This window comes from Aquidulcibacter sp. (assembly GCF_020253525.1).
Taxonomy (GTDB): domain Bacteria; phylum Pseudomonadota; class Alphaproteobacteria; order Caulobacterales; family Aquidulcibacteraceae; genus Aquidulcibacter.
The window spans coordinates 1-11,381 of sequence record NZ_JADCBK010000164.1 but is presented as its reverse complement, the minus strand read 5'-3'; the positions used below and the strand labels follow the sequence as shown (position 1 = coordinate 11,381).

Below are 11,381 nucleotides of genomic sequence, written 5' to 3'. Positions count from 1 at the left end.
GGTGCCCGTGCAGGCTATCGCAATGAGCCGATGCCACCTCACTCTCTGGTCATGACCTTTATCGGGGCGGGCCTTCTCTGGGTGGGCTGGTTTGGCTTCAACGCAGGCTCGAACCTCGAGTCCAACTATTATGCCGTCTTGGCAATGGCGAATACCTTTATTGCCACCGCAGCCGCAGGCTTCAGCTGGGTTATCTATGAATGGGTGACACGCAAACGCCCATCCATGCTTGGCTTGGCGTCGGGGATCGTTGCAGGCCTTGTTGCTGTGACCCCAGCTGCTGGTTTTGCGGGCCCCATGGGTGCGCTGATCCTTGGCCTAGTTGTCTCGCCAGCCTGTATCTTCTTCTGCTCGGTCGTGAAGTCGGCGCTAAAATATGATGATAGCTTGGACGCCTTCGGCATTCACGGCATTGGCGGCATAATTGGTGCAATCGGAACAGGTATTGTGGTTTCCCCAGCCTTGGGTGGCGCAGGCATTGTCGATTACACCAAGTGTTTCGATGAAGCCGGCAAAATCCTCGCCGTCTGCCCAGCACTTCCATATGACATGGGCCAGCAAGTCGTGAATCAGTTGAAAGGCGTATTGGTCACAGTCGCTTGGTCAGGAGTTGCTTCGGCAATCGTCTTCTTCATCATCAAATACACGATCGGCCTCAAAGCCTCTGTGGATGATCAAGAAGAAGGTCTCGACATCGCTGAGCATGGGGAACGCGCCTATCACCTCTAAGGCGATATCCTGCGTCAAACCAGAAAGGCCAGCTTAACGCTGGCCTTTTTTGTGCCTAATTGGCCAAACGACGGATGGTTAGAATAGAACCATAGCTTTCGCCGATCCTTTCAACCGCCGCTGCCAAGGGCTCATGCGCCACTGCCATATGATAGCCATTAGCATGCAATATGTGGGTCTCGTCTGTCATCAAAGCGACATGCCCTTTCCAGCAAACAATATCGCCCCGCTTAAGGCCGGTTAGGCTTTCATCAAAACGGACTGCTTTGCCAACCTCACGCTGCATATAGGAATCACGCGGCAACGCGATGCCTGCCGCCCTGAAAGCAGTCTGAATCAGGCCTGAGCAATCAAGGCCCAAACTCTCAACGCCACCCCATTGATACGGCGCATGAAGAAACTGTTCTGCAATCGCCACGGGATCTTTGGCCATCTGCGATTGTGGCGCTAAGTGAGCCTCATATATCCAGCCCGCGCGCTCAACTGCGACAAACCCATTTTCACGTTCAGCTTTGAGGGTCACTTGTGCGCCGAGGCTCAAAAGGAAATGTGGAGCCGCCCGAGCATTCGGCCCTGAAAAGGCATAGGTGCGCAACACATTGACCTTATGGGACGTTGCCAAAACTGGCGCGGACAGAGCAGCCAGATCAAACCAGCCAACATAGCCATCGCTCCGCATTTGGCCCCAACCAAAACCCCCTCGTTCTTCGTAGACATCAACAACATCGCCATGAAGTGCTTGGCTCAATTGTTCGCCATCTGGCTCTGGAACTTTGCGCAAAGGCGCGACACCGGCACTCACTTGATGTGGAATCGGGTCAACATAGCGAGCGGCTTCGACAATCCCTTTGAGTTTTGAGGCTGCGAGGTCGCTTCGATAGGGATTCAGATTTGGGTCAAGCATATCCGTTGCTCATCATGCCATTTTTGGCTGGGCGTTTTGATGGGTACTGTGATCTGCTGATGCTGTCCGGCTAGCTTGTGTGATTTCAGCGATACCACGGGCGATGGAGGCTGCATATGTCGACAAACGCTCTGCTCCTGCTCTGGTTCCAACCACAAAGACATTGCGCCGATCATTCGGATCTGGTCGGCGCTCAACAAAGCCAGCCTCCTGCAGCGTATCGATCGCCCGCACAATTGCCGGTTTCCCCACGCCAAGCCGCTGGGCTAGAGCACGAACAGTATGGGGCCCGGGCTCAAGATAGACTGTTAACATGAGGGCCGTCTGACGGGCTGTCAGATCAGGCCCATCAGATTGCACCGATCGAGAGGTGACGTCCAACCACAAGCCAAGCGCTTGCTTATTGAGTCCAGCAAACTGATCCAACTTCTACCCCTAAGGCCGTGTCTGAACGCGACGGTGCTATCGACGCCTTTAGGTGAATCGATTTGCATTTTGTGGAAAGAGTCCCAGCGAACTCAATTGCTTGCAAGACTAGAGACGAAACCGAAACTATGTATTTAGCCGAATCTTTTCCGTAACATGGCTTCAATCGTGCGCACTGCATGAACTTCGCCGCCTTGCGGCCGACCTGGCTTTTCCTTGGGGTTCCAACAATAGACGTCGAAATGCGCCCAGATAGGTTTATGCTCGTTCACAGCGACGAACTTTGAGATGAACAACGCACCATTGATCGCCCCTGCAAAAGGCCCACCCGAATTCTTCAGATCGGCGATTGAGCTATCTAGATCGTCTTCATAGGGCCGCCACAAAGGCATGCGCCACAAATGATCGCCTGTAAGTGCCGCTGCTTCGTTCAACGATGCGGCTAATTCGTCATCCTCTGTGAAGAAAGGCGGCAGTTCTGGCCCCAAGGCCACACGCGCGGCCCCAGTAAGAGTTGCCATATCCAGGATCATCGCATTACCGTCTTCGCTTGCACGCGTCACAGCGTCTGCCAAGATAAGTCGACCTTCAGCATCCGTATTGTCAATCTCAACACTTAAGCCATTTCGGGCACGAATCACATCGCTGGGCCGAAACGATCCACCATCCATAGAGTTTTCAACTATCGGAATATAGACTGATAAACGTATATCAAGACGCGAACTTGCAAGCGAAGAAAAAAGAGCCAAAACACAAGCAGCGCCGCCCATATCTTTCTTCATTAACGCCATGCCGGAAGAGGGCTTTAGGTTTAACCCGCCGGTGTCAAACGTCACCCCTTTTCCGACTAAGGCGAGGGGATAAGCATCTTTGCGGCCAATCCGCAGAATCACTAGGCGCGGCTCTTGAGCTGCCCCTCGCCCCACTGCGTGTATAAGAGGATAATTCTGCGTGAGCAGTGCTTCGCCTCGGATTACTTCAATCTCTGCCTCATGGCTTTCGCCCAATGAGATCGCCGCAGCTTCCAAAGCGTCAGGCCCCATATCGTTTGGCGGTGTATTGACAAGGTCCCGCCCCAGTTTGACCGCACTGACGGTCAGGCTCGCGGCGTCAACATCAGCCCCCGCCGGCGGGATCAGGCGGGCCGGCCTGTGATCCTTGCGTTTATAGCGATCAAAGACATAAGTCCCCAACAAGTAAGCGACCAAAATTGCATGGCCTTGATCTTTTGGAATCGGCGACACAATCCGATAGTCACCTGCAGGCAGTTTACTGGGCAACGCCCCAAAGACCGCTGCATCGAGGCTAGCACCAAGCCCAAACAGCACCCGCTCCAAAGAGCCATCCGGAGCCGGAACAAGAAGCACGCGCCCTGCTTGCGCCCGAAACTCATAGTATGCTGCAAGAGCAGCCTGCGAGCTAGACTTGCCTTCGATATAGGCCGGCCACTCTGAGGAAGAGATGGCATGGATGGGGATGAAGGGAGCGTCTTGAGAGGCAATATTTGGATGCATGGCGGTTCTTTAGGCTGATCTTCAATTCATGAAAAGCGCTTAATTCGGAATGCCAATATGGTCACTTGAGGGTTTGTTAACAAAGATTGACCAATGCTTAGCTGCAGTGATTCGTGAGGCTTTCACCATGTCGTTCCGCATTTGTGCTCGTCGCCTACCCGCGGCCCTGATCGGGGCAGGTTTTGGATTGATTTTTCTTGGCACTTTGCCTGCTCAAGCCTTTCCTTTGTTTGGCAAAAAATCTGAAGCCAGTGCAAAGAAACCGACGGCTAAGGGGGCGCCGGGAACCCCAGGCACAAAAAATGTTGTAACGGGTACCGCTCCCGTAAAGGCAACAACGCCAGAGGAAATTGCCGCGGCAAAACCGGCGACCGCCAAAGAACGTCAAGCGGCACGTAGCCTTGACCTGATAAATCAAGCAAGCTTTTGGATGGGCGAACTTCAAAAAAATCCCGCCGATGCAGAAGCCGCATTAGAGGGTTCGGTTGCGCTACGGAAAATTGGCTCCGCGGAGCGCGCTGTTCAATTGGCAGCTATGGGTCTGCAAGTCAAAGGCGAGAGTCCACAATTATGGAGCGCCTTGGCCCTTGGCCTTGTCGCGGGCGGTGAGAACGAGCCCGCGCTTCAAGCTTTGCAAAAGGCCATCTCCTTAAGTCCAAAAGATGCGAGCCTGCAATCCGCATTGGGAGTCGTCTATGACCGTTTAGAACGACCCGACCTTGCGGCCACAGCCTATGAGGCAGGCCTAAAGTTATCGCCAGAAGACGCTACGATCCTAAGCAATTACGGCTTGTCGATTGCTATGACTGGCGACCTAAAAAGAGCAGAAGAGATGTTGAGGCGGGCTAATCATAGTCCACTGGCCCCCCCACAAGCCCGGCAAAATCTAGCCCTAGTTGTCGGTCTACAAGGCCGCTTTGAGGAAAGTGAGCGCTTGGCGACCCGTGATTTGCCGCCAGCTGTAGCTTCCGAGAACGCGGCCTATCTCAAAGCGATGCTAAATGGTGGGGAAAGCCGCTGGACTCAGTTGCGTCAGGAGAAGACCAACTAAAAGGCCGCCTCTCGACATCGAGAAGCGGCCCTTTAGATTGATTTCGCTGCCCTAATATCAGGCCATAAATCCGAGATTTGGCCTAGAGAAATTCTTTAGGTTGGGGAAAATGACAGCCAAGTCTGTATTCGAAACACCGAACCATGTTCCCAAAGTTGCGGCATATTGATCGACTGATGTGGTCGGAATGTGAGCATTGCCAGTTTGGTCGGGATTCCGGAAAGTACCCAAGTCACTTCCAACGGTTGGGAACTGACCATACATATCGCCACCATTCACAGCACCACCCATCACCAAATGGTGCCCGCCCCAAGCGTGATCTGTACCATCGCCATTTGTATTGAAAGTCCGCGAGAAGTCTGACCCCGTGAACGTCGTTACAGAGCTGCGCATATCAACGCCACCAATATTGGCCAAAGTCGCATCAAAAGTTGCCATAGCGTTCGCTAGTTTGCTCAGGTTATTTGGCTGAGCCGTGTTTTGGAAGTCGTGGCTATCGTGACCGCCAACGGCCACAAAAAAGACTTGCCTGCGAAGGCCCAAGGCAGGTGCCGCAGCAATCATACGAGCAACAGTCTGTAGTTGGACCGACAAAGAATTGGTTTCTACATTGTTGGTGATTGGATTGCGATAAATAGGTGGCGTCGGGATCGCTGTAACCAAGGGTCCAGTAGCTGCTGTATTCAGCGTAACCGAGGCATCAAGCGAGCGGCCTACAATCGTGGCATGATCAGATCCCATGTTCGCGACAAAACCGGTATCACGGATGATCTCCCGCATCTTTGCAGGACCTTGGTTTGAGCCAAATAGCGTCGTACCGCCGACCGCATTCACAACAACCGCAGGTGTTGCACCGGTTGATACCTGATACTGCACGACCGTCCGCCCGGAAAGGAAAACTGTATTCCCCGCAGTGGACATCGCCGTGTACAAGCTGTTGGCACCATTGCCTGAAGCCATCAAGTCGCCAAACTGGCCACCCCATCCGGTACGGACCCCTTCAGTAAGGCCGGCTTGCCAAACGGCCTGCTGATCATTGTGCGAGAATAGATTTGCGGGGACCTTTTTGGTTCGAGCTTGGTATTCAGCCTTGGTAACAGGCTCCACAAGTGAACCGACATTTGCAATCACCGCCAATCGTCCTGCGGAGTAAATCGGCAAAAGTGGGGCAAGCATCGGGTGGAAGCCAAAGGTGCGGGTTGTTGCGTTCGTGCCGGCTGGAATCGCCTGCGGGGTTTTGGGCGTGAATGGCAAGATGCCGCCCCATGCCTCTGGCGTGCCGGCTCCTACCGTCCGGCCGGTCACTGACGAGGTTGAGCCAACAGCCGCGGCAGCTGTGCCCACAGGCATTAGTGCAATTGGGTCCGAGCCAGTGTTCCGCGCTGCCCAGTACCGGTTCCAAGAATCTGTATCGGAAGCAAGAACTGTGTTGTTTGAATCGTTGCCGCCCAATTGGAAGATGCAAACTAGGGCCTTGTAGCCACCCGCGGTTTGACTGGCGGCCGAATTAAACGCGGCCAGTTGCATGCCAAAGGCAGTTGCCACAGGCGCAGCAATGCCAACTGCACCGGTTGTTGCCATAAATTGGCGACGTGTATGACGTAAATCTTTCATGGCCGCCCCCTTAACGCTGCAAGATGTAATCTGGAGAAACAACGGTCAGATATACCGCAAGTTTCGATCGGTTCAGCAAAGCTGCATCAATTTGCGCTTGGGTAGTTGTACCACCTGACGGAATGGTAATTGCGGTAACCGCATCAATGATCTGCTGGCGACGCGCCGAGGTCATGTTGCCATAGGTCAAAAGGTAATTGACGCGATCCACCAAGGCGGCAGGATCGGAGGCAACAGCCATTTCCTTTGTATAGGAGAGCTTGACGTCACTACTGGCGCCGATGCCAGTGTTGACGGTAGTCTGCATGGTATTCATGTAGCCAGCCACGGTGACTTCATCGACAATCTGCATTTCAGGGGCCACCAACCCTTGCGAGCCTGTCTTCGTGTTTGGCGGCGTATAGCCAGGCCGGAAGAAGTTGAATACCGATGGCGATGCCATAGGCGATTGACCAAGTGACGTGGACGCGCTGGTCGAACCAACTGGCCACAGTCCATTTGTAGAGGTGGCATTCAAAGCGCGCATCAGACCCGTCATTCGAATGACTGGCTCACGAAGCTTGCCAAAGTTTGCGTCCACCCCGGCTGACATATTGCGCGCCTCGCTATCCAACAAAACCGCACGGACTACGGCAGCCATATCGCCACGCACCCCAGAACCATTGTTGTTGAAGACGTTTGCCACCCGGTTTACATAAGCTGGACTTGGATTGGAGGTCACCAAACGCTGAATCATCTGCTTCCCTATGAAGGGGCCAACGTTGGGGTGGTTGAAAATGGTGTCCAAAGCGATCTTCAGATCACCAGCTGGGTTCGAAGTCGCCGAAGCTGGGATGACCGTGCCCAAAAAGCGCTTTTCGGAGGTTGAATGGAAATTCGGGTACGCGATCATAGGGGTCACAAAGGATGCATCGTTGCGTCCACCGCCCGCAAAGGTCGAGTTGGTTGGTGTTGCCGCATACCAGCTAAAGCCAGTAAAGACCTTCGCTAGATTTGAGATATCCGCAGCCGTGTAGGTCGGGATCGGATTACCCGAGCTATCAAGCTTCTGGGTTCCATCATTATTGAGCTCAAACAACCCGATCGACATTAACTGCATGACTTCGCGTGCGAAGTTTTCGTCCGGCGAACGACCTGTGGTGGGGTCCTCTTTCTGGTTTGCTATATGGGTCAGATAAACACCCATCATGGGGTGAAGTGTCACATCTTCCAGAAGCTGACGATAGTTACCGAAGGCATTGCGGCCGAGCATATCATAGTATGAACCAAGACCCCGGACGTTCATCTGCGGATCGGCAAATGAGATCACAAAGATCTGTGACAGTGCGAACTTTGTCCGCTGCCGCAACTGATCTGGCGCAGTAACCGCTTCGCGCCAAAAATACTCATAAAAATGTGTAGAGTTCACATCCGCCGTTGGATTTGGCGCGGCCGGAGCGGGTGGGTTCCGCAATTGATCCCGACGGGTGTTGAGGTAGTCGAGGGCGAGCGCACCAACAGGGAGGGCTTGCTGCGCTGTGATCCATGCGGCGAAAGTTGTATTCCGAGTTGCCTCAATCTCAGCTTCTGTTGGACCGAACGTCGATTGAATTAAGAAGCGCGAGGTCTCTGCCGCTGTCGGCCTAGGGGGCACGACAACACCGCCACCACCGCCCGAGTCAGATGACCCGCCGCCGCCGCCACAGGCCGAAACCAGTCCCAATACTAACGCAGCACTAGCTACTTTAATCCAACGATTGCTCATAACACACCCCACCTCAAGTAGCCATCTCGCCAATTGTGCAGGCACAATTCTAACGTCTATAGCCCTTGCTACCAATATGGTTACTAGCTCGAAATATTATAAAGAAGGGTGTAGTTTATTGGCAAATTTTTACTTAAGGGGATCGTTTTAAGAGAAACGTATCTAGAAACTAAACTTCGGCCCTAGGGACCTATCGTAAGAGACGAATCTCACGTACTTGCCGTCGACCTTGGTTACGCTCCAATTGAACAATGACGTCTACGACGCTGCGCACATAGGCTAGGATGCCAGCATGGGTCATGGCTGTGCCGGTTTGAAGCGCCATTAACGCCAATTGCTCTAGGGCTCCATCTGGAGTGTCAGCGTGCAATGTGGTCACTGAACCGGGATGGCCTGTGTTTATGGCGCGCAAAAAAGTAAAGGCCTCCTTGCCGCGCAATTCGCCGACAATGATGCGGTCAGGCCGCATCCGAAGGGCGGATTGCAAGAGATCATCCACGTCGACGCGTGCTTCGCCGGTTTGACCCTTTACCGCAACAAGTCCCACAGCATTTTCATGAACCAATCGAATTTCAGCGGCATCTTCAATTAGGATTAGGCGCTCTTCTAAACTAACTTCTTTCAAAAGAGCATTCAGGAAGGTTGTCTTCCCCGTACCTGTACCACCGGAGACAACGATATTCCGCTTTTGCTGGACAGCCAGCCGCAGAAAAGCCGTCACATCTCCATGAGCAAGACTGGCCTTCAGTTCTTTGTCCGGATCAAAAGACGCTTTCGTACCGCCAGCACCGACGATGTGGGAAAGGGCACCTGCGGAAACATAATCATCCAAAGTAAGGTCTGTCAGCACGTGCTTCCGTATTGCCAGAGCAACTTCGCCGCGGGTCGCAGGCGGAAGCACAATCTGAATTCTCTCGCCCGTCGGTAAGCTAGCAGACAGCAAGGGGTGCTCGCGGCTGATCCCCTGCTTAGAAATCCGGGCAATCTGTGCAGCCAACCGCGTCAAGTTTATCTGGGTGACGTCTGGGGCTTCATGACGCACTATACCTCCCGTGACACTTTCAACCCAGACCTCTCCGGGTCTGTTCACAAGAATATCAGTCACGTCCGGTCGACTGAGCCAACCTGAAAGTGGCTCCAAGAACGCAGAGAGGTAAACGCCCCCTAAAACCTGAGGTGTGCCATGAGGCCCACTCATGGCTTGTTCCCAGATGGTGTATCAACAACCGGAACAGCCCCCAGAGACGGTGAGGTTGGGTTCAATGAGAAATCGAGGTCGCGCGCTACAAAGACTTGGATCGCAGTTCCTTGCTTCACTGTAACCGTCGGCTTGATCGTTTCACCAGACGAAACTGCACTGGGAATAGTTTGAGCTGTCCCAATGACCAGTTGGTTGGAATTTGTGTTGCTCAAAGCGGCACTGATTGCCGTGGATAACAACCCTGGACCATAACGCTGCAAATAGTGTCGATCAACTTTGCCATCTAATCCAGCCCGACCTAACGGATCGGTGCCTGGTGACGCGAGCTGGACTGAAACGCCATCCGGACGCAACAAACGGGTCCAAACCACAAATGCGCGCGACTGGCCTAACGCCACCTCTGAACGATACTGACCAACCAATCGCGAACCGCGCGGGATTAGGACGCGCGTTCCGTCGAAACTCAATACATCTCGACTGACTACAGCCCGCACGAAGCCGGGCAAGTCCGAGTTTATCGCCGTTTCCAATACTGCTGCGATAAGGGCACCTTGCGGCACAGTTGTCTTAGGGTTGCGCAGCGTCCCAGCGCGCGCGGCAGGAACTTCACCAGAGCTTACCCGAGCAGCGAAGGCATCATTGTCGCCGCCGCCACCGCTAATCGCCGCTGCCGCGCTAGCTGCGGCCTCAGCCGCTGCACCAGCGGGAACGAGGTCAACGATCAGTGCAGGCGAACGCATGCGCTGGGTTAAATCTGCTCCTGTTCTGGAGGGCGGTTGCGGCGGCGGCGCAGCTGGCATAGGGCGATAGACATCGCGCACAGGCGGCGGAGGTGGTGGTGGCGGCGAAGGCGTCCAAGGCTGAGGAGGGGGTACAGCCTCGTTTGCAACGGGATTTTCCGGCACTACGGGTTGAGGTGGAACAATGGGCTGGGGAGCGGCTTGGGCGAAAAGCGTCGGCGGCTCCGGAATGCTTTGCCCCAGACTGCCATCATTTTTTGCATCGCGTGTTGGAACCACATCGCCCGCCCCGGCGCGTTTTTGGGCGGAAACCATGGTTGTGAACACAATCGTTCCAAGCGCAAGTGCACCCACGACACCTGCAATCATCACCCAAGGCCGGTCTGGATAGGCAACAGCCGGCGTGGCATCGACAATCAGTTCTGACAACGCAGGCTCACTAGTCTGTTCTGATCCTGGTAAGCTGGCCGTTAAGGAATCAGCTGGCTCGGGTGAGGCCGCGTTCGTTGGGCTCATGGCTTCGCCTCCCTAGGTGCGCCGAGACCAAATAAACCGCGAGATTTTGGTTTATTCCGGCTAGATGATCGCATAGCCGGCGCGTTTGGACCAGGGTCTGGCTCCCGCCAAGAATCGTTGCTTACGATGGTTTGGTCGGTGCCGTTGCGCAGAATAAATGCGGGGCCAACACGTTCCACCACCATGACATTGCCGCGCATGATGAAGTTGACCAAGGATTCAGAGCCGTCCGCACCTAGCGCAAAGACCGCTGGGGTGGCGGCTCCCGCTGGCCATTCCAAATAGGTACGCTGACCATCGTCAAAAACTCTGGAAGGTACATTTCGCGTGCTACCAGAGACGGAGTAATTTTGATTGGCATTCGCGGTAGGCTGCGGAACCAAGTCTTTCGGCTCCGGCGGAACAGGCTCCGGCGGATACGTAAACTTCACGCGATAAATAATGTTTGGATCACCGGGACTGGTTGGCTCTTCTGCACTTAACTGGAACGTATATCGGCGCTTGGAAGTAATCACCGACATATTCGTCGCGGCGTCAAATTCAATCGGCTTCACAAATAGCGTATCGGCACGCCGATTTGGGGTGACTTGCCATGCAAGTGAGTCACCAATTGAGACATTTTCAATGCGCTCATCTGCCCCAAACTCAATCATCATCTGATAGCCATAGTGACCGCGCAAGGAGACAACACTATCTTCTTTGAACAAGACGGTTTGAACGCGAGGATCAACCGCTCCCGGAATCGGTACTTCTCGCATTTGGGCGCGCACAGGCTCAGCACCTATCGCCAGCGTGGCAAACACGACAGCTAAACAGATGTTCCAGCGTGGCTTAAAGCGCGTCATTGGGCGGGGAACTCCTCACCATTTGGATTTCCGGTTTTAGATTGCGGCTGTGCTGCAGGCATAGCTTGTGCTGGTGGCTGTCCAGTAGCTGTTGTAG

Annotated in this window: 10 protein-coding genes; 2 read left to right on the top strand and 8 right to left on the bottom strand. The window is 54.2% G+C overall.

Translation table 11 applies throughout. The features are described 5' to 3' along the window. Positions 1 to 729: ammonium transporter (locus tag IOB61_RS16445; protein ID WP_367272867.1), on the top strand; the 729-nt coding region annotated here is incomplete at its 5' end. 55 nt (positions 730 to 784) lie between these two features. On the opposite strand, the gene IOB61_RS16440 is transcribed toward IOB61_RS16445, so the two are convergent. The 3 genes from IOB61_RS16440 to IOB61_RS16430 all read right to left on the bottom strand — a co-directional run bounded on the left by IOB61_RS16440 (position 785) and on the right by IOB61_RS16430 (position 3,573). Beyond that, positions 785 to 1,633 (bottom strand): C40 family peptidase, encoded by an 849-nt coding sequence (locus IOB61_RS16440; protein WP_290819025.1) that lies wholly within the window; start codon positions 1,631 to 1,633, stop codon positions 785 to 787. 12 nt (positions 1,634 to 1,645) lie between these two features. Next, positions 1,646 to 2,059, bottom strand: a complete 414-nt coding sequence (locus IOB61_RS16435) for a MarR family transcriptional regulator (protein ID WP_290819023.1) — start codon at positions 2,057 to 2,059, stop codon at positions 1,646 to 1,648. Positions 2,060 to 2,193: 134 nt separating this feature from the next. Next, positions 2,194 to 3,573 (bottom strand): M17 family metallopeptidase, encoded by a 1,380-nt coding sequence (locus IOB61_RS16430; RefSeq protein ID WP_290819021.1) that lies wholly within the window; start codon positions 3,571 to 3,573, stop codon positions 2,194 to 2,196. A 127-nt stretch (positions 3,574 to 3,700) separates the two neighbouring features. Between IOB61_RS16430 and IOB61_RS16425 the strand changes: the two genes are divergently transcribed. Continuing rightward, on the top strand, positions 3,701 to 4,624 hold the full coding sequence (locus IOB61_RS16425) for a tetratricopeptide repeat protein (protein WP_290819019.1): 924 nt from the start codon (positions 3,701 to 3,703) through the stop codon (positions 4,622 to 4,624). A gap of 57 nt (positions 4,625 to 4,681) precedes the next feature. On the opposite strand, the gene IOB61_RS16420 is transcribed toward IOB61_RS16425, so the two are convergent. The 5 genes from IOB61_RS16420 to IOB61_RS16400 form a co-directional block, all read right to left on the bottom strand. Beyond that, positions 4,682 to 6,238 carry a DUF1501 domain-containing protein gene (locus IOB61_RS16420; protein ID WP_290819017.1) on the bottom strand — a complete coding sequence of 519 codons (1,557 nt, stop codon included), beginning with the start codon at positions 6,236 to 6,238 and terminating at the stop codon, positions 4,682 to 4,684. Between the two features lie 10 nt (positions 6,239 to 6,248). Continuing rightward, entirely contained in the window at positions 6,249 to 7,982 is a 1,734-nt protein-coding gene (locus tag IOB61_RS16415; RefSeq protein ID WP_290819015.1) for a DUF1800 domain-containing protein, read from the bottom strand. 190 nt (positions 7,983 to 8,172) lie between these two features. Then, a complete protein-coding gene (gene virB11, locus IOB61_RS16410) occupies positions 8,173 to 9,180 on the bottom strand; it encodes a P-type DNA transfer ATPase VirB11 (protein ID WP_290819013.1) in 1,008 nt (335 codons plus the stop codon). After that, complete coding sequence (locus IOB61_RS16405) at positions 9,177 to 10,439, bottom strand: TrbI/VirB10 family protein (protein WP_290819011.1); 1,263 nt, start codon at positions 10,437 to 10,439, stop codon at positions 9,177 to 9,179. Before IOB61_RS16405 ends, virB11 begins: the two co-directional genes overlap by 4 nt. Then, positions 10,436 to 11,284, bottom strand: a complete 849-nt coding sequence (locus IOB61_RS16400; RefSeq protein ID WP_290819009.1) for a TrbG/VirB9 family P-type conjugative transfer protein — start codon at positions 11,282 to 11,284, stop codon at positions 10,436 to 10,438. Before IOB61_RS16400 ends, IOB61_RS16405 begins: the two co-directional genes overlap by 4 nt. Positions 11,285 to 11,381: the final 97 nt, after the last annotated feature.